General features: G+C 72.2%; 13 protein-coding genes. 7 read left to right on the forward strand and 6 right to left on the reverse strand.

Annotated elements, in window-relative coordinates:
• Positions 1–2773: bifunctional [glutamate--ammonia ligase]-adenylyl-L-tyrosine phosphorylase/[glutamate--ammonia-ligase] adenylyltransferase (gene glnE / locus WAT24_RS07715; RefSeq protein WP_336807264.1), on the reverse strand; the 2773-nt coding region annotated here is incomplete at its 3' end.
• A 123-nt stretch (positions 2774–2896) separates the two neighbouring features.
• Here glnE and WAT24_RS07720 point away from each other — a divergent pair.
• Positions 2897–4795 (forward strand): LTA synthase family protein, encoded by a 1899-nt coding sequence (locus tag WAT24_RS07720; protein ID WP_336807265.1) that lies wholly within the window; start codon positions 2897–2899, stop codon positions 4793–4795.
• A gap of 187 nt (positions 4796–4982) precedes the next feature.
• On the forward strand, positions 4983–5543 hold the full coding sequence (locus tag WAT24_RS07725) for a hypothetical protein (RefSeq protein ID WP_336807266.1): 561 nt from the start codon (positions 4983–4985) through the stop codon (positions 5541–5543).
• Positions 5544–5589: 46 nt separating this feature from the next.
• Here the strand turns inward: WAT24_RS07725 and WAT24_RS07730 are convergent, their stop codons facing one another.
• The 3 genes from WAT24_RS07730 to groES all read right to left on the reverse strand — a co-directional run bounded on the left by WAT24_RS07730 (position 5590) and on the right by groES (position 9683).
• Entirely contained in the window at positions 5590–7425 is a 1836-nt protein-coding gene (locus WAT24_RS07730; protein WP_336807267.1) for an ABC transporter ATP-binding protein, read from the reverse strand.
• A gap of 264 nt (positions 7426–7689) precedes the next feature.
• On the reverse strand, positions 7690–9333 hold the full coding sequence (gene groL, locus WAT24_RS07735; RefSeq protein WP_336807268.1) for a chaperonin GroEL: 1644 nt from the start codon (positions 9331–9333) through the stop codon (positions 7690–7692).
• A 56-nt stretch (positions 9334–9389) separates the two neighbouring features.
• A complete protein-coding gene (gene groES, locus WAT24_RS07740) occupies positions 9390–9683 on the reverse strand; it encodes a co-chaperone GroES (protein ID WP_336807269.1) in 294 nt (97 codons plus the stop codon).
• 299 nt (positions 9684–9982) lie between these two features.
• Between groES and cutA the strand changes: the two genes are divergently transcribed.
• Entirely contained in the window at positions 9983–10321 is a 339-nt protein-coding gene (gene cutA / locus WAT24_RS07745) for a divalent-cation tolerance protein CutA (protein WP_336807271.1), read from the forward strand.
• Positions 10322–10378: 57 nt separating this feature from the next.
• Positions 10379–11275, forward strand: coding sequence for a DMT family transporter (locus WAT24_RS07750; protein ID WP_336807272.1), 897 nt, complete (start codon positions 10379–10381; stop codon positions 11273–11275).
• A gap of 12 nt (positions 11276–11287) precedes the next feature.
• Here the strand turns inward: WAT24_RS07750 and WAT24_RS07755 are convergent, their stop codons facing one another.
• Both WAT24_RS07755 and pdxR read right to left on the reverse strand, forming a co-directional pair.
• Positions 11288–12280 (reverse strand): TlpA family protein disulfide reductase, encoded by a 993-nt coding sequence (locus tag WAT24_RS07755; RefSeq protein ID WP_336807273.1) that lies wholly within the window; start codon positions 12278–12280, stop codon positions 11288–11290.
• Between the two features lie 90 nt (positions 12281–12370).
• Positions 12371–13804, reverse strand: coding sequence for a MocR-like pyridoxine biosynthesis transcription factor PdxR (pdxR, locus tag WAT24_RS07760; protein WP_336807274.1), 1434 nt, complete (start codon positions 13802–13804; stop codon positions 12371–12373).
• 106 nt (positions 13805–13910) lie between these two features.
• Here pdxR and WAT24_RS07765 point away from each other — a divergent pair, with 106 nt between their 5' ends.
• The 3 genes from WAT24_RS07765 to WAT24_RS07775 are packed head-to-tail and all read left to right on the forward strand — an operon-like array spanning position 13911 to position 17572.
• Complete coding sequence (locus WAT24_RS07765; RefSeq protein ID WP_336807275.1) at positions 13911–14840, forward strand: DMT family transporter; 930 nt, start codon at positions 13911–13913, stop codon at positions 14838–14840.
• A 28-nt stretch (positions 14841–14868) separates the two neighbouring features.
• On the forward strand, positions 14869–17043 hold the full coding sequence (locus WAT24_RS07770; RefSeq protein WP_336807276.1) for a protein-disulfide reductase DsbD family protein: 2175 nt from the start codon (positions 14869–14871) through the stop codon (positions 17041–17043).
• A gap of 4 nt (positions 17044–17047) precedes the next feature.
• The gene (locus WAT24_RS07775) at positions 17048–17572 is read left to right on the forward strand and encodes a TlpA family protein disulfide reductase (protein WP_336807277.1); all 525 of its coding nucleotides are present in this window, start codon (positions 17048–17050) and stop codon (positions 17570–17572) included.
• The last annotated feature ends 630 nt before the right edge of the window (positions 17573–18202 follow it).

An 18202-nucleotide genomic window follows, 5' to 3' on the forward strand; every position in this document is an offset into this window, starting at 1 on the left:
ATGGGGGGTACGCGCGCGTGGAAGGGCCCGTCGTGCGGCCCATCGCGTTGTAAAGCCCTGTGGTTTTTCCTTCCGCCATGTCTTGGACCCCCTCCCCGTCGAGCAGGCCCGCACGCTGGCAGGCTTCGATCAGCCGGGCGTTGGCAGTGGCGGCCAGCAGCAGGGGATGGACCGCCGCGTGCGCCAGCACCAGGCCCTGCAGCGCGAACTCGATGTCCAGCAGCGCGCCGTGGCCCTGCTTGAGGTCCAGCCGGGCCGCGTCGGAGCGGTCGCGTTCGGCGCGCCAGCGCCGCCGCATGCGGCTCACGTCCGCCTGCACCGCAGCGGCCTCGCGTGGCACCGCCAGCACCTCGCGCCGCACCTCGGCGAGGGCGGTGCCGAGGGCCGCGTCGCCGGCGACCAGGCGGGCGCGCAGCAGGGCCTGGTGCTCCCAGGTCCAGGCCCTGCTGCGCTGGTAGGCCGCGAAAGCCTCCAGGCTGCTGACCAGCAGGCCCTTGGAGCCGTCGGGACGCAGCCGCGTATCCACTTCGTACAGCCGGCCGGCGCGGGTCAGCAGAGTGAGCCAGTTCATCACGCGCTGGGCCAGGCGCTGGTACCAGCGCACGCCCTCCAGCGGCCGCGCGCCGTCGCTGGAGGCCCGCGCCCGCTCGCCGTCGTAGACGAACACCAGGTCGAGGTCGGAGGCGAAGCCCAGCTCCTCGCCGCCCAGGCTGCCGTAACCGAGCACGGCGAAACCCGAGCCCTCGCCCGGCAACCGGCCGTGCTGGGCGGCGAGTTCGCGCTCGGCCAGCGCGGTGACCGCGCCGACCACCGACTCGGCCAGCGCGGCGAGCCGCCGCGCGGTGGCGACCGCGTCGGCGCGGCCGTCATTGAAGGCCAGGCCCAGCCGGAAGGCGATGCTGGCCTTGAACTCGTTGATGCGGTCGAGCTCCGCCTCGGCCTCGCGCTCGTCCAGCGTGGCCAGCACGCGGACGATCTCCGCGCTGATGTCGGCGCGCTTGAGCGGCAGTTGTTCGATACGCGGGTCCAGCACGTCGTCGAGCAGCAGCGGCTGGGCGATCACCCGCTCGGCCAGGAAGGCGCTCTCGGCGAACAGGCGGGCCAGGCGCGCCCGCGCCGCGGGCTGTTCCTCCAGCAGCGCCAGGTAGGAGGAGCGCCGGGCCACCGCCTGTACCAGCCGGCACAGCCGCAGCAGGCACGGCAGCGGCGCGGCGCTGGCGCGCGCGGCGGCGATCAGGTGCGGCATCAGGCGGTCGAGCTGCTCGCGCGAGCGCGGCGACATGGCGCGCACCGAGGCGGCCTGCGGCAGCTTGGCCAGCGCGTCGGCAGCCTCGGCGCCCGGCACGAAGCCGGCCGCCTCCAGCGTGTCGGCCTCGGACGCGGCGGCGAGCGCCTGCTGCCACAGTGTCGCGTCGGCCACCGCCACGCGCGCGGCCGGGCCGCCGGCGGGGACCAGCACGTCGGCGAACTGCTCGCTCACCACGGCACGGTGGCGCGCGAGCTCGGCCTCCAGCGACGGCCAGTCCGCGTAGCCGAGCCCGCGCGCGATGCGCTCGCGGCTGAGCACATCCTCCGGCAGGTCGTGGGTCTGCGCGTCGCGCAGCATCTGCACGCGGTTCTCGACGTGGCGCAGGCAACGGTAGGCCTCGCGCAACGCCTTGGCGCGGGCCGCGGCGATGTGGCCGCGTGCCTCGCAGGCGGCCAGCGCCGGCAACAGGCCGCGCACGCGCAGCGAGGGCTCGCGCCCGCCGCGGATCAGCTGGGTGAGCTGCACGATGAACTCGATCTCGCGGATGCCGCCGGGACCGAGCTTGAGGTTGTCGGCCAGGTCCTTGCGCGCGACTTCGGCATCGATCAGCGCCTTCATCTCGCGCAGGCCGGCGAACGCGGTGTAGTCCAGGTACTTGCGGTAGACGAACGGGCGCAGCAGGTCCTGCAGCTGCTTGCCCGCGGCGCGGTCGCCGGCGACCGGACGGGCCTTGATCCAGGCGTAGCGCTCCCAGTCGCGGCCCTCGCTCTGGTAGTACTGCTCCATCGCGGCGAAGGAGAGCGCCAGCCGCCCGGCGTTGCCGAACGGGCGCAGGCGCAGGTCGACGCGCGCACACAGCCCGTCGTCGGTGGGCTCGTTGAGCAGGCGCACCAGCTGGCGGCCCAGGCGCACGAAGTATTCGCTGTTGTCCAGCGCCCGCGCGCCGTCGCTCTGGCCGCCCTGCGGGTAGGCCAGCACCAGGTCGATGTCGGAGGAGAAGTTGAGTTCGGCGCCACCGAGCTTGCCGAAGCCGATCACCACCAGCCGCTGCAGCGTGCCGTCGGCGCTGCGCGCGTGGCCGTAGCGCGCCGCCAGCGCGCGCTCGGACCAGTCCAGCGCCACGCCCAGCAGCGATTCGTAGAGCACGCTGGTGGCGGACAGGGTCTCCGCCAGGTCGTCCAGCCCGTTGACGTCGCGGAACACCAGCCGCAGCGCTTCGGCATGGCGGAACCGTCGCAGCGCGGCGAGCGTCGCGGACTCGTCCGGCGGCAGCGCCAGCGCGCCGACGCGCGAGGCGGCGTCGCCGCCGGTGCGCAGGCGCTCCAGCCCCGCCGGCGCGAGCAACTGCGGCTGCCGCCGCCAGACCTCGAAAGCGAAATCGCTGGCGGCGAGGGTGCGGCGGATGCGCTCGGCCACGCCGGCGTCGTCGTGCAGCGCCACGCCGGCGGCGCGGCAGCGCGCGGCGAGTTCGGCGTAGCGGTCGTCGATCAGCGCGCGCAGCGCGGGGCTTTCGGGGACGCTCATCCGGCCATTGTGCCGCAGCGGGACACGCATGAACCGCCAGCAACCGCCCCCGGCGGGCGAACACATGATTCATTTCCGTCCGATTACAGTCACCTTCCCCTCACGTGACAGCCGGCGGACGACATGCCCCAGCCGAATCCAACCACCGCTCCGCGCGGACGCGCACTCGCCGAACGCATCGCAGCCGTGGTGCTGATGAGCCTGGCCTTCGTACTGCTGACCGGCCTGGTGGATGGGGGCGTGGGCGTGACGCCGCTGCGCATCTTCGACCAGGCGCGCTACCCGCTGGCCAATGCGCTGCCCGGCCTGCTGGCGGCCTGGCTGCTGCTGGCGCTGACGCGGCGCCTGCTGTTCTCCTTCGGCCTGGTGTTCCTGGCCCAGGGCCTGGTCTACGTGGTCAACGGCCTGAAGGTGGCGAACCTGGGCAACCCGCTGATGCCGGCGGACTTCCTGATGGTGGACCAGCTGCGCAAGGGCGGCGCGCACGTGCTGCTGGGCTACCTGCCGCACAGTCCGTGGCCCTACCTGGGCCTGATCGCCGGCGTGGCGTTGGTCGTGGCGCTGTGGCGGCTGGAGCCGCCGCTGTTTCCGCGGCGCACGCACGGCAAGCGGCTGCTGGCCGGCAGCATCACCGCGCTGCTGCTGTTCAGCCTGCTCGGCGGCCTGACCGTCTGGTCGCGCGTGTACAACGCGCGCGTGCTGTGGCTCGAGCCCTGGTCGCCGACCGTCACCGCGAACCACTCGGGCCTGGTCAGCTCGCTGCTGCTGTTCCACCTGCAGTACGGCCACGGCCAGCACAAGGCCGACCCGGCCGCTGCCAAGGCGCTCATCGCGCAGACCCGCCAGGCCCTGCAGGCGCGCCTGGACGCGGCGCCGGCGGGCGACGAGCGGCCGGACATCGTGGTGGTGCAGAGCGAGTCGTTCTTCGACCCGGCGATCATGCGCGGCTACGAGGACAACCGCTTCACCCCCAACCTGCACCGGCTGGAGAAGCAGGGCCTGAGCGGCCCGCTGCACGTGCCCACCTTCGGCGGCGGCACCATCCGCACCGAGTTCGAGGTACTCACCGGACTCTCGCTGCGCTATTTCGACGAGCTGCAGTTCCCCTACCTGACGCTCAACCAGAAGGTGGTGCCGAGCCTGGTGCGCACGCTGCGCGCGCACGGCTACACCACCACCGCCATCCACGGCAACGACCCGGCGTTCTGGAACCGCACCGCCGCGTTCCGGGCGATCGGCTTCGACCGCTTCGTCTCGCGCTCGTCGTTCCCCAAGGACGCGCCCAACGACGGCAAGTACATGGCCGACAGCGCGATGACCGACGAGATCATGGCGCAGCTCAAGGATGCCGGCCCGCCGCAGTTCCTGTTCGCGATCAGCATCGAGGCGCACGGCCCGTACGACGTGCCGCCGGCGGACACCGCCGAGCGCGACGCCATCCCGGTGCCGGCGGGGCTGGCCGAGCGCGACAGGCTGGAACTGCAGACCTACCTGTACCACGCCCGGCACGCCGATGCCGAGCTGGGGCGTCTGGCGCGGCTGCTGGCCCAGCGCGGGCGGCCGACCCTGCTGCTGTTCTACGGCGACCACCTGCCCGCGCTCACCAACAGCTTCAACGCCACCGGCTTCACAGATGGCGGCGACATGCTGAGCGAGCCGGGGGTGTGGCTGCTGCTCGACCCGCGCAATCCCGGCAAGCCGGAGCAGCAGAGCCTGGCCTCGTGGATGCTGCCGGGCAAGCTGCTCGAGCATGCCGGCATCCACGACGACCCCTACTTCGCGCTGACCCAGGTGCTGGCGCCACAGCTGGCCGCGCTCACCCGTGCTCCCGGCGCACCGCAGCCGGAATTGACCGCCGAGCAGAAGGTGATCGACCACGACATGGCCAGCGTCGCCATGCTGCGCCTGAAAGGCAAACTCGACGGCCTGCTGCTCGGGCTCGAGCCGACCGCTGCCGCCGACCGCTACGCCGGCAGCGACGCGCCCTCGGCAGTGACGGCGACCCACGGCGTGCGTCCCTGAGCGCCACGGCGCCTGCCCGGGGCCGGGCGCCGGGGGCGTTCACGCGTTGTGGACGGGAGGCGGTTCAGCCAGCTGTCCGGCCGCTTAAGCGGACAGGGGCGTATTCAGATTGAGGTCGGGCAGGCTCGCCTAGGGTCGTGGCGTCCGCGGAACGAATCCGCGGCACCACTCGAAAGGAGGGCATCCCATGCGCAAGACCCTACTCGCTGCCTTCATCGGTGCCAGCGCACTCAGCCTGCCCGCGTTCGCACAGGTCAGCCTCGGCGGCGCCGGCCACGCCGGCGGCGGGCTCACCGCCGGTGCCGGTGGCGCACTCAACGGGGCGATGCACGGTGCCGGCCAGTTGGATACCCGCGCCGGCCAGTCGCTGGATCGCCTGGACCGGCGTACCCGCCACACCGCCCACAAGGCGACCGACCGCTCCCGCACCACCGTCGAGCGCCACGGTCGCGCCGACGTCGATGCGGATGCCGGCGGATCGGCCCGCGCCGGCGCCGGCGACACGCACGCGCATGCCGGCACCGGCGCGCATCTCGACGCGGGCGTGAACGCCGGCGCAGCCATGGACCAGGCCGCCGGCACCTCGCGCGGTATCGGCGACCAGGTCAGCGACACGGCGCACTCGGCCATCGACAGCGCCGACCGAACGGCCGGCTCGGTCGGCGACACCGTCCACCGCACCGCCACCGGGAGTTCGGTGGGGGCCGACGCGAGAGTGCGCGCCAAGGCCGACGCGCACGGGCATTGACGCCCACCCTGCAGGGACGCCGGAGCCCCGTTCGCGGGGCTCCTTTTTATGCCTCCACGGCGACGAAGCCGCCGGTCTGGCGCTCCCACAACCGGGCGTACAGGCCGCCGCGTTCGATCAGTTGCGCGTGCGTGCCGCTTTCGACGATGCGTCCCTTGTCCAGCACCACCAGCCGGTCCATGCGCGCGATGGTGGACAGGCGATGCGCGATGGCGATCACCGTCTTGTCTTGCATCAGCAGGTCGAGGCTATCCTGGATCGCCGCCTCCGCCTCGGAGTCCAGCGCGCTGGTGGCCTCGTCCAGGATCAGGATCGGCGCGTCCTTGAGCAGCACGCGCGCGATCGCGATGCGCTGGCGCTGGCCACCGGAGAGCTTCACGCCGCGCTCGCCCACGTGCGCGTCGTAGCCGCGCCGGCCCTCGCCGTCGACCAGTTCGGGAATGAACTCGTCCGCGCGCGCCTTGCGCACCGCCTCGGCGACCTGCGCTTCGCTGGCGTCGGGCCGGCCGTACAGCAGGTTGTCGCGGATCGAGCGATGCAGCAGCGAGGTGTCCTGGGTGACCACGCCGATCTGCGAGCGCAGGCTTTCCTGGGTGACCGCGGCGATGTCCTGCCCATCGATCAGGATGCGCCCGCCCTCCAGGTCGTACAGCCGCAGCAGCACGTTGACCAGGGTCGACTTGCCCGCACCCGACGGGCCGACCAGACCGATCTTCTCGCCCGGCCGGACCGTGAGGTCGAGCCCGGCGATCACGCCACCGGCCTTGCCGTAGTGGAAGTGGATGCCCTCGAAACGCACCTCGCCGCGGGTCACCTCCAGCGGCCGCGCGCCGGGCGCGTCCTGCACGGTGCGCGGCTGCGCGATGGTGGTCAGCCCGTCCTGCACCGTGCCGACGTTCTCGAAGATGCCGTTGACCACCCACATGATCCAGCCGGACATGTTGTTGATACGGATCACCAGCCCGGTGGACAGCGCGATCGCGCCCACCGTCACCTGCCCGCGGCTCCACAGCCACAACGCCAGCCCGGAGGTCCCGACGATCAGGAACCCGTTGAGGGTGGTGATGGTGGCGTCCATCGCGGTGGTGAGACGGGTCATGCCGCGCGCGCGCTCGACGTGTTCGCCCATCGCCTCGCGCACGTAGGCCTCCTCGCGGCGGGTGTGCGCGAACAGCTTGAGCGTCAGCACGTTGCTGTAGCCGTCGACGATCCGCCCCATCACCTTCGAGCGTGCTTCGGACGAGCGCCACGAGCGCGCCTTGGTGCGCGGCACGAAGTAGGCCAGCGTGGCGACGTAGGCGAGCAGCCACAGCACCAGCGGCGCCGCCAGCCAGGCGTCCGCCTGGGCGAACAGCACGATGGCGCTTCCGGTGTAGATCACCACGTACCAGATCGCGTCGGCGATCTGCACCGCCGATTCGCGCAGGGAGGCGCCGGTCTGCATGATGCGCTGGGCGATGCGCCCGGCGAAGTCGTTCTGGAAGAAGCCCAGGCTCTGGCGGATCACCCAGCGGTGGTTCTGCCAGCGGATGCGGTTGGTCAGGCTGGGCACGATCGCCTGGTTGACCAGCAGGTCGTGCAGGGCGTTGAACAGCGGCCGCGCGACCAGCGCGACGAAGCCCATCCACGACAGCTCGCGTCCGTGCTGGCGGAAGAACGCCGCGCCGTCGGCGCTCCGGGCCAAGTCGACCAGCCGCCCGATGAAGGCGAACAGCGACACCTCGATGACCGAGACGAAGAAGCCGACCACGACCACCGCAGCCAGCACGGGCCAGGCCTGGCGCAGGTAGAACAGGTAGAAGCGGCCGACCGAGCGGGGCGGCATCCGGTCGACCGGCTCCTCGAAGGGATCGATCAGGGATTCGAACCAGCGGAAAAGCATGGGGGCGCCTCGGGGACGGGACCGCACATTCTGGCCCAGCGCTGCGCGCGTGCGGTGAAGGTGCCGGCCGAAGGCCCGCGGCCCGGTCGGAAGACCGACGGTAGGAGCGAGCTTGCTCGCGGTGCCGCTGCTCGGTTCTGGAGGCCGAGAGCATCGCGAGGGAGCTCGCTCCTACCGCGGGGACGCGGGCGGCAGCCTCCCCGCGGGCAAAAGAAAACCCCGCGCGAGGCGGGGTTTTCTCGGATTCCGGCAGGAAGCGGGGACTCAGAAGTCCATGCCGCCCATGCCGCCCATGCCGGCACCGGCGCCGGCGTGGCTGTGCTCTTCCTTCTTCGGCAGCTCGGCGACCATCGCCTCGGTGGTGATGGCCAGGCCGGCGACCGAGGAGGCGTGCTGCAGCGCCGAACGGGTCACCTTGGTCGGGTCCAGGATGCCCAGCTGCACCATGTCGCCGAACTCGCCGGTGGCGGCGTTGTAGCCGAAGTTGCCCTGGCCTTCCTTGACGCGGTTGACGATCACCGAGGGCTCCTCGCCGGCATTGGAGACGATCTCGCGCAGCGGCGCTTCCAGCGCGCGGCGGGTGATCGCGATGCCGAGGTTCTGGTCCTCGTTGTCGCCCTTCAGGCCTTCCAGCGCCTTCAGCGCACGGATCAGGGCGACGCCGCCGCCCGGCACCACGCCCTCCTCGACCGCCGCACGGGTGGCGTGCAGGGCGTCCTCGACGCGCGCCTTCTTCTCCTTCATCTCGACCTCGGTGGCAGCACCGACCTTGATGACGGCCACGCCGCCGGCCAGCTTCGCCACGCGCTCCTGCAGCTTCTCGCGGTCGTAGTCGGAAGAGGTTTCCTCGATCTGCGCCTTGATCTGGCTGATGCGCGACTGGATCTTCTCCGCCTCGCCGGCGCCGTCGATGATGGTGGTGTTCTCCTTGGTGACCACGACCTTCTTGGCGCGGCCCAGGTCCTGGATGGTGGCCTTCTCCAGCTGCAGGCCCACTTCCTCGGAGATCACCTGGCCGTTGGTCAGGATGGCCATGTCCTCCAGCATCGCCTTGCGGCGGTCACCGAAGCCCGGCGCCTTGACGGCGGCGACCTTGACGATACCGCGGATGGTGTTGACCACCAGCGTGGCCAGCGCCTCACCCTCGACTTCCTCGGCGACGATCAGCAGCGGCTTGCCGGCCTTGGCCACGCCCTCGAGGATCGGCAGCAGCTCGCGCACGTTGGAGATCTTCTTGTCGTGCAGCAGGATGAACGGATCCTCCAGCTCGACCTGCTGGCTCTGCTGGTTGTTGATGAAGTACGGCGACAGGTAGCCGCGGTCGAACTGCATGCCCTCGACGACGTCGAGCTCGTTCTCCAGGCCCGAGCCTTCCTCGACGGTGATCACGCCTTCCTTGCCGACCTTCTTCATCGCGGTGGCGATGATCTCGCCGATGGCCGCGTCGGAATTGGCCGAGATGGTGCCGACCTGGGCGATCGCCTTGTCGTCGGCGGTCGGCTTGGACAGGTTCTTCAGCTCGGCGACGGCGGCGTTGACCGCCTTGTCGATGCCGCGCTTGAGGTCCATCGGGTTGATGCCGGCGGCGACGGCCTTCAGGCCCTCGCGGATGAACGCCTGCGCCAGCACGGTGGCGGTGGTGGTGCCGTCGCCGGCGACGTCGGAGGTCTTGGAGGCGGCTTCCTTGACGATCTGCGCGCCGAGGTTCTCGTACTTGTCGGCCAGCTCGATCTCCTTGGCCACGGACACGCCGTCCTTGGTGATCGTCGGGGCGCCGAAGCTCTTCTCGAGCACGACGTTGCGGCCCTTGGGGCCCAGGGTGACCTTGACCGCGTTGGCCAGGGTGTTCACGCCCTTGAGGATGCGCGAGCGGGCGTCTTCGCCGAAGCGGACTTCTTTGGCTGCCATATGTCTAATCCTTCAAATTCGGTAGGTGGATTGCGAGAGAGAGCGGGAGAGGCTGATCAGCCTTCGATCACCGCGACGATGTCGTCTTCCTTGAGGAAGACCAGTTCTTCGCCGTCGACCTTGATTTCCTGGCCGGCGTACTTGCCGAACAGGACCACGTCGCCTTCCTTCAGGCTCATCGGACGGACCTTGCCGTCCTCCAGGATGCGACCGGTGCCGGCGGCGACGACCTTGCCGCGGGTCGGCTTCTCGGTCGCGCTGTCCGGAATGACGATGCCGCCGGCGGAGACGCGCTCTTCTTCCAGGCGCTTGACGATGACGCGATCGTGCAGCGGACGCAGTTTGCTCATGGATGGCTCCAGCAGTTCGGGTTGAAAGAGGGTGAGGATCACCGGGTCCTTGTTAGCACTCGGTGACGGTGAGTGCCAATTGTAGTGACGCGACCGGCCTCTGCAAGGGGGCGGAGCGCGAATGGCGCAGCAGGTGGGGGGAAGCGCCGGGCGTTTCAAGGGGTCGGTGATCGGATGGCGGCGCTCCCAGGACACGGGCGCCGTCCGGGGTGCGGTCGGCGCGACGGATCGAAGCGCCCTCCGGGTCCAGCCGGCTCCCTGCCGCCTTCCCACCGGGAGAGCGGCTACCATCCCGCGCCATGCCCGATCCCGTCCTGCTCTGCTACTGCACCTGCCCCGACGCCGATAGCGCCCAGCGCATCGCCGAGACGCTGGTCGGCGAACGGCTGGCCGCCTGCGTGAACCGGCTGTCCGGGGTGGCCTCGACCTACCGCTGGCAGGGGTCGGTCACCACCGACCGGGAGGAATTGCTGCTGATCAAGACCACGACCGCGCGCTTCGAGGCGCTGCGCGAGCGTCTGCTGGCGCTGCACCCGTACGAGCTTCCCGAGCTGATCGCCGTGCCGGTCGAGCGCGGCCATGCGGCCTACCTGGACTGGGTGCGCGAGGGCACTGCCGGTCGCGCGCAAGGCTGCTGACAGCCCTTGTCAGTGCCGCAGTGGCAAGCTGCGCCCTTCCCTCCCGTGCCCGCCTCCATGAAGAAGATCGACCTGGCCGTGCTGTTGTCCCTCGGCGCCCTCTGGGGCGGCTCGTTCCTGTTCATGCGGCTGGGCGCGGGCGCCTTCGGCGCGCTGCCGCTGGCGGGGCTGCGCGCCATCGGCGCGGCGCTGTGCTTCCTGCCGCTGCTGGCCTCGCGCCCACGCCTGGCGGAATGGCGCCGGCACTGGAAACCGATCGCGGTGGTGGGCCTGACCAACTCGGCCCTGCCCTTCGCGCTGTTCACCTTCGCCACGCACAGCCTGACCGCAGGGACCGCCTCGATCATCGACGGCATGACGCCGATGTTCGCCGCGCTGATCGGCTGGCTGTGGCTGGGCCAGCGGCTGGACGCCTGGCGCGGCGCCGGCCTGCTGGCGGGTTTCGCCGGCGTGCTCTGGCTGGCCGAAGGGAGCCTGGGGCTGGGACCGGCCGCAGGCCTGGCGCTGCTCGCCTGCATCGCGGCCACCGTGCTCTACGGCTATGCGGTGCACTACACGCGACTGCGCCTGGACGGCGTGACACCGCTGGTGGTGACGGTGGGCAGCCACATGGTCGCCGCGCTCGCGCTGCTGCCGACCACGCTGCTGGCGTGGCCGGAACGTTCGCCGCCGCTGCAGGCCTGGCTGGCAGCCGCGGGACTGGCGGTGCTGTGCACGGCACTGGCCTACGTGCTGTTCTTCTGGGTGCTGGCGCGGGTCGGTGCCGTGCGCATCATGGTGATCCCGTACCTGATCCCCGCCTTCGGCGTGCTGTGGGGCGTGCTGCTGCTGGGCGAGCCGGTGAGCCTGCGGATGCTGGGCGGCTGTGCGGTGATCCTGCTGGGCACGGCGCTCACCACGGGCTTGATCCGGCCGCGCCGCGCGTCACCGCGGCTGGCGGTCGAGGAAGCCTGAGCCCGTTGCCGCTCAGCGCGCCGCCACCTCGCGCACCGCGGCGGCCAGCTGCGCGTGCTGCTCGACCCGCGCCACGATGCGCCCCTGCGCGTCGGCGAGCAGCACCGTCGGCACGTGCATCACGCCGAAGCGGCGGAACAGCGCGCCGTCCGCATCGAGCGCGAGCGGCCAGCCGATGGCGTGCTGCCGGCGCCAGGCAGCCAGGTCGTCGGGGTCCGCCCACAGCCCCGAGGCGATGCCCAGCCAGCGCACGCCGGGCCGGCGCGCCAGTGCCGTGACCTGCTCGCGCATCGCGCGGCACTCGGCGGCGTAGGCCGGGCGGCTGGCCGCCAGGTAGCTCTCGCACCAGGGCGAGAGGAACACCAGCGCGGTCGGCTGCGGCGCCCCCAGGCGGAACACGCCGCCGCCGAGCGTCGGGATGGCCAGCGCCGGCAGGCGCTCGACGGGCCTGGTCGACGCCGGCCGCAGCGGGTCGCCCGCCACCGCTGCCGCGGGGGCACGCCGTGCCGCCGCCAGCGCCGCCTCGAGCCTGGCATCGGCCTCGTGCCCCACGTAGGCGATGCGCCCGTCGCGGCCGATCACGACGTGCTGCGGCGTCACGCGCAAATGGAAGGCCTGGCCCAGCGCGCCGTCCGTGTCGAACACGATGGGCATCTTCAGGCCCATCTCGCGGCGGTACCGGCGCACCTGCGCCACGCTGTCCTCGAAGCCGACATCGATGGCGATCACCGCCAGGTCGTCGCCCGCGCGCTCGTAGGTGCGCTCGAAATGTGGCATCTGCTCGCGGCAGGGCACGCACCAGGTGGCCCAGAACTTCAGGTACACCGCCTTTTTGTCGTACAGCTGCGCCAGGTCGATGCGCTTGCCGTCGATGGTGGTGAGCACCAGGTCCGGTGCCGGCGTGCCGACCAGCCCGCGGCCGGCGGTTTCGGCGCGCTGCTGGCCCGAATCGGCCCACAGCGACGTGGCAAGCAACAGCAGGGAGAGCAGCAGCAGGGTGCGCATGGGCGTTCCGTGGCGGGAGGGACCGCCACATGCTGGCCTGGGACCGACGCCGGCATAAGAGCCAATCCGCGGCAAAAAAGGGGGCCAGTGTCAGTCCAGCAGCCGCGCGAGCCGCCGCACGGCGGCGTCGATGTCCGCCGCCTCCACGCGGCCGTAGCCGAAGGCCAGCCCGTTGGGCGGCACGCGCCCCAGCGCGTAGCCGTCGAGCGCCTCCAGCTGGATGTCTTCCCGGGCGGCCAGTGCCGCGACGCGCGCGGCCTCCCGCTCGCGCGGCAGGGTGGCGGCCAGATGCAGCCCGGCGCCGGACGGCCAGACGTCCAGGCGGCCACGGCCATGACGGGCCAGCGCCTGCAGCAACTGCTCGCGCCGCTGCGCATAGACCCGTCGCATGCGGCGCACGTGGCGAGCCAGGTGGCCTTCGGCGATGAAGGCGGCGAGCGTCTCTTGCGCCACCGGATCGCCGTGGCCGTCGGCCAGCTGACGCGCCCGCACCAGCGCCGGGCGCAGCCACGGCGGCGCCACCGCGTAGCCCAGCCGCAGCGAGGGAAACAGGCACTTGGAGAAGGTGCCCACGTAGCAGACCGAGCCGCTGCGGTCGAGCGTCTGCAGCGCCTCCAGCGGCCGCTGGCCGTAGCGGAATTCGCTGTCGTAGTCGTCTTCGATCACCGTGGCGCCGTGCGTGCGCGCGAAGTCGAGCAACGCGGCACGGCGCTGCGGCGACAGTGTCACGCCGAGCGGGAACTGGTGCGAGGGCGTCACGTAGACGACCCGCGCCTGCGCCGGCAGGCGCTCGACCTGCAGGCCCTCGGCGTCGACCGGCACGCCGACCACCCGCGCCCCGGCCGCGGCGAAGGCATCGCGCAGCGGCGGGTAGCCCGGGTCCTCCACCGCCACCACGGTGCGCCCCGGCGTCACCAGCACGCGCGCCAGCAGGTCGAACGCCTGCTGCGCACCGCACGTGACCACCACGTCGTCCGCGCCGCAGGCCACGGCACGCGCGAACGCCACGTGCCGGGCGATCGCCTCGCGCAGGGCCCGGCGCCCCTGCGGCGCGTCGTAGCCCAGCGCCGTACGTGCGGCGTTGCGCCAGGCGCGCATCGACAGTCGCCGCCACACGTCGAACGGAAACAGGCCCGGGTCGGGGCTGCCCAGGCGAAAGTCGTACGCCAGCGCCGGCGCCGCGGGAGATGCGACGTGCGCGGCGCGCCACGGCACGGCCAGGCGGTGAGCCACCCCGGCGCCGTCGACGGGCGTACCCGTACGCGGCGCGCCCAGCGCCGCCACGAAGTGGCCGGCGCCGCGGCGCGGCTCGATGTAGCCCTCGCTGAGCAGCCGCTCGTAGGCCGCCACCACCGTGTTGCGCGACAGCCCCAGGGCCACGGCCAGCTCGCGCGTGGCCGGCAGGCGCAAGCCGCTTTTCAGGCGGCCGTCCAGGATCGCCGCGCGCAGTTGCGTGTGCAGCGCCTGCAGCCGCTGCCGGGAGCCGCGCCCGGGCAGGTCCAGCGGGAACTCGAACGGATGCATGGTTGCTCTGGCCGTGAATTGGACCGGAAGATTTCCCTCGTCGTGGTCCTTTTGCAAGACCACCGCACCACCTAGCCTGACCTCCGGCCACACTCCGGAGGACGCCATGAAACGCTCGGACCTCGGCGCGCTGCTGCTGCTCGGCGCCCTGTGGGGCGGCTCCTTCCTGTTCATGCGGATGGGCGCGCAGGACTTCGGCGGCTTCGCGCTGGCCGGACTGCGCGCGCTCGGCGCGGCGCTGTGCTTCCTGCCGCTGCTGGCGTCCGCCGACCGGCGCGCCGAGCTGCGCCGACACGCCGTGCCCATCACGGTGGTCGGCGTGAGCAACGCGGCGCTGCCCTATGCGCTGTTCTCGCTGGCGGCACGCAGCCTGCCAGCCGGGTTGTCGGCGATCTTCGACGCGCTCACGCCGCTGCTGGTGGCGGCATCGGGCTGGCTGTGGCTGGGCGAGAAGCTGGACCGGCCACGCCTGGCCGGACTGCTGGTCGGGCTGGCCGGCGTGCTGTGGCTGATCGGCGGCAGCGGCTCGCCGGGCCATGCCGGCGCCGGCAGCGGCTGGGCGATCGCGGCCTGCCTGGGCGCGGTGGCCTGCTACGCCTTCACGGCGCACTACAGCGAGCGTTACCTGCCGGTGGTCTCGCCGCTGACGGCCGCCGCCGGCGGGCAGTTCGTCTCCGCACTGCTGCTGGCGCCGACCACGCTGTGGCTGTGGCCGGCGCATGCGCCCGGCGTGCGGGCGTGGCTGGCCCTGACGGGGCTTGCGGTGCTCTGCACGGCGGTGGCCTACGTGTTGTTCTTCCGGCTGATCGGTCGCATCGGCGCCGCGCGCACCATGGTCGTGCTGTACCTGATCCCCGCCTTCGCCGTGCTGTGGGGCGCCCTGTTCCTGCGCGAGCCGGTGACGCTGGCGATGGCCGGCGGCTGCGCGGTGATCCTGCTCGGCGTCGCGCTCACCACCGGCCTGCTGCCCGTGCGCACCGCCGCGCGCAGGCATAAGGCCGCAGCCCGCGGGCCTGCCCGCGCGACTGCGCCATAATCACCCCCAACCCAACAGGGTCCCCACGATGCGATCGACGCTTCCCGGCCGACTGGCCACCCGCGCCCTCCTGCTGCTGGGCCTGCTGTTCGTCCTTCCCGCGTTTGCGCAGGAAGACGACGGCCTGCTGCCGGTCACCGAGGCCTACAGGCTCTCCGCCGATGCTTCCACGCCGGGCGTGCTCAAGCTGCACTGGGAGATCGCGCCGGACTACTACCTCTACCGCGGCCGCATGAAGTTCAAGCCGGCCGACGGCGTGACGCTGGGCGAGCCGAGCTTCCCCGACGGCGAGAAGCACCACGACGAGTACCTGGGCGACGTGGAGATCTACCACCACGCCATCGACGCCAGCGTGCCCTACACGGTGGCGCCCGGCACCACCCGGCTGCGCCTCGGCGTGCAGTTCCAGGGCTGCCACGAGGTGGAGCCGAAGATCTGCTATCCGCCGCACACCGAGCAGCTCGACCTGCCGCTTCCCGCGAGCGCCGCCGCGGCCGCCGGTTCGCTCGGCTCCGCCTTGCGGCAGCTGGGCAGCGCCGGCGCGGGCGCCACCGCGGGCGCGCCGCTGCCGGCGGAGCAGGCGTTCAAGCTGGAGGCGGTCGCACAGGACCCCCGCCACCTGCTACTGCGCTGGAGCATGCCGGACGGCTATTACCTGTACCGCGACCAGACCCGCCTGCAGGTGCGTGGCGACAGCCGCCTGACCCTCACCCCGCAGTGGCCCGCCGGCACGCGCAAGGACGACCCGCACTTCGGCACGGTCACCGTGTACTACCGCCAGCTGGAACTGCCGGTGGCGGTCGAGGGCGACCTCGACGGCCGGCGACGGCTCGTGCTGGAGGCCAGCTTCCAGGGCTGCCAGGACGGCGGGCTGTGCTATCCGCTGATGACCCGCGCGCTGGACGTGGAACTGGGCTCCGCCGTGCCCGCCGCCGGCACGCCCACGGCCACCGCGCCCGAGGCGCCGCCGGTCGCCGCGGCGCAAGGGCCGCTGCAGGCCCGCCTGTGGTTCGCCCTGCTGCTCGCCTTCGCCGGCGGCCTGGTGCTGAACCTGATGCCCTGCGTGCTGCCGGTGCTGTCGATCAAGGCGGTCGGCCTGCTCGAGAGCGGCGAGAGCCCTGCGCACGCCCGCGCCCATGCGATCGCCTACACGGCCGGCGTGCTGCTGAGCTTCGTCGCCCTGGGCCTGGGCATCCTCGCCCTGCGTTCGGCCGGCCACGCGCTGGGCTGGGGCACGCAGCTGCAGCAGCCGCTGCTGGTCGGCGTGCTGGCGCTGGTGATGCTGGCGGTCGGCCTGTCGATGTCCGGGCTGGTGCAGTTCGGCGCCTCGCTGGGCAACACCGGCGCCGGCCTGGCCGCGCGCGGCGGCGCCCTCGGCGATTTCTTCACCGGCGTGCTGGCGGTGGTGGTGGCTAGCCCCTGCACCGCGCCGTTCATGGGCAGCGCGCTGGCCTACGCCTTCGCCGCACCGGCCTGGCATGCGCTGCTGGTGTTCCTGGCGCTCGGGCTGGGGCTGGCGCTGCCGTTCCTGGCGGTCGGTTTCGTGCCGGCGCTGGCGCGGCTGCTGCCGCGCCCCGGGCGCTGGATGGAAACGCTCAAGCAGTTGCTCGCCTTCCCCATGTACCTCACCGCCGCCTGGCTGGCCTGGGTGCTGGCCAACCAGCGCGGCGCCGACGCGGTGGGCCTGCTGCTGGTCGCCGCGGTACTGCTGGCGCTCACCCTGTGGTGGTTCGAGCGCAGCCGCGGTCGTGGCCCGGTCGCGCGCGCGCTGGTGCTGGTGGCGCTGGCTGGCGTGCTGGCGCCGCTCTACACGCTGGCGCAGCTGCCGCCGCCGGTGCGCGCCGCGCAGGCCGACGACGGCGTGGTCGCCTACAGCCCGGAGAAGCTCGCCGAGCTGCGCGCCGCCGGCACGCCGGTGTTCGTCGACATGACCGCCGACTGGTGCGTCACCTGCAAGGCCAACGAGCACACGGTGCTCGACACGGCCGCCTTCCGCGACCTGCTCCGGCGCACCGGCACGGTCTACATGAAGGGCGACTGGACCGACGTGAATCCGACCATCGCCGCCTTCCTGGAGCAGTACCACTCACCCGGCGTGCCGCTGTACGTGGTGTTCCCGCGCGGCGGCGGCGACGGGCGCAAGCTGCCGACGGTGCTCACCGCCGGCCTGGTCGAGCAGGCCCTGACCGAGGCGGCGCGCTGAGATGATGAGCCGCGCCACCTGGCTGATCCTGGCGCTGGCGGTCCTCGCCGGCGCCGCGGGCGGCTGGCTGCAGCACGCCGCGCGCGAACGCCGCGGGCCGGACCTGGCCGGCCGGCCGGCACCGTCGCTGTCGCTGCCCGACCTGGACGGACGCACCCACACGCTGGCGGAGTACGCCGGGCGCCGCGTGCTGGTGAACCTGTGGGCCAGCTGGTGCGGGCCCTGCCGCAGGGAGATGCCGGCGCTCGCGGCGGCACAGGCGCGCTTCGGCGGCGGCCATCCGGTCGTGCTCGGCATCGCCATGGACAGCCCGGACAACGTGCGCGACTACCTGCAGGCGCACCCGGTCAACTACCCGGTCCTGCTGGGCCGGCTGGACCCGCCGGATACCGCGCGGCAGCTCGGCGACGCCGCGGGCGTGCTTCCCTACAGCGTGCTGCTCGGCGCCGACGGCACGGTGCTGGCCAGCCACGCCGGCGTGCTGGATGCGGCAACCCTCGAGGACTGGCTCGGCGGCAACCCGTGGTAGGACCGGCCCCGGCGCAGCGCCGTCCCCTCGTGCCCGGGAGCAGTTCCTCCTCGGGAAGCGAACACCCCGGCAAGAACGCACGCACGCCCTGCATGCGCTCGCCGCTCAGGCCCGACGACCCGCTCCTCCACCTCGGTCATCGAGCGCTCGCGGTCTAGCCGTGGTAGCTCCTCTGCAAGCGACCACCTGCGGATAGCGGCGCCCCTCTTTCCCGCCCCGGTCAGCGAGCGCTCGCGGGGTCGCCGCGGTAGCTCCTCTTGAAGCGAGCGCCTCGCCCGGCAAGGCGCAGCGGGACCTGGCTGTTCTCCTTCGTCGAGTGGTCCCAGGCCATTTCTCTTGCCGACTTCTCCTTGGGCCAGCAAGGAGAAGTGACCCGCTGGCTGGCAGGGCAGCGGAAGCCCGCCGCAGGCGAGTCCGGTCGCGGAGGCGCCACAGAAGGGCGACACCCCTCAAGCAAGCTTCCGGCGAAGCGAAAAAGAGGGAAAAGAGCATCGCGAGCACGCTCGCTCCTGCCGGGCACGCGGCTGTGGCCCGCCCCGGCGAGCCCCGGTCGGCCGCGCACGCGCATCACATACGCCCACGCACGGTATGTGCGCCAGTTCTCCGCTGAACATCGCCGATCTGCGCCGA

This window comes from Fulvimonas yonginensis, from assembly GCF_037137055.1.
In the GTDB taxonomy this organism is placed as follows: Bacteria; Pseudomonadota; Gammaproteobacteria; order Xanthomonadales; family Rhodanobacteraceae; genus Frateuria_A; species Frateuria_A yonginensis.

Bases quoted from the DNA above. Each gene is read 5' to 3' on its own strand.
- WAT24_RS07720 (WP_336807265.1), top strand. From the start codon at position 2,897: ATGCCCCAGCCGAATCCAACCACCGCTCCGCGCGGACGCGCACTCGCC.
- WAT24_RS07725 (WP_336807266.1), top strand. From the start codon at position 4,983: ATGCGCAAGACCCTACTCGCTGCCTTCATCGGTGCCAGCGCACTCAGC.
- WAT24_RS07730 (WP_336807267.1), bottom strand. From the start codon at position 7,425: ATGCTTTTCCGCTGGTTCGAATCCCTGATCGATCCCTTCGAGGAGCCG.
- groL (WP_336807268.1), bottom strand. From the start codon at position 9,333: ATGGCAGCCAAAGAAGTCCGCTTCGGCGAAGACGCCCGCTCGCGCATC.
- groES (WP_336807269.1), bottom strand. From the start codon at position 9,683: ATGAGCAAACTGCGTCCGCTGCACGATCGCGTCATCGTCAAGCGCCTG.
- cutA (WP_336807271.1), top strand. From the start codon at position 9,983: ATGCCCGATCCCGTCCTGCTCTGCTACTGCACCTGCCCCGACGCCGAT.
- WAT24_RS07750 (WP_336807272.1), top strand. From the start codon at position 10,379: ATGAAGAAGATCGACCTGGCCGTGCTGTTGTCCCTCGGCGCCCTCTGG.
- WAT24_RS07755 (WP_336807273.1), bottom strand. From the start codon at position 12,280: ATGCGCACCCTGCTGCTGCTCTCCCTGCTGTTGCTTGCCACGTCGCTG.
- pdxR (WP_336807274.1), bottom strand. From the start codon at position 13,804: ATGCATCCGTTCGAGTTCCCGCTGGACCTGCCCGGGCGCGGCTCCCGG.
- WAT24_RS07765 (WP_336807275.1), top strand. From the start codon at position 13,911: ATGAAACGCTCGGACCTCGGCGCGCTGCTGCTGCTCGGCGCCCTGTGG.
- WAT24_RS07770 (WP_336807276.1), top strand. From the start codon at position 14,869: ATGCGATCGACGCTTCCCGGCCGACTGGCCACCCGCGCCCTCCTGCTG.
- WAT24_RS07775 (WP_336807277.1), top strand. From the start codon at position 17,048: ATGAGCCGCGCCACCTGGCTGATCCTGGCGCTGGCGGTCCTCGCCGGC.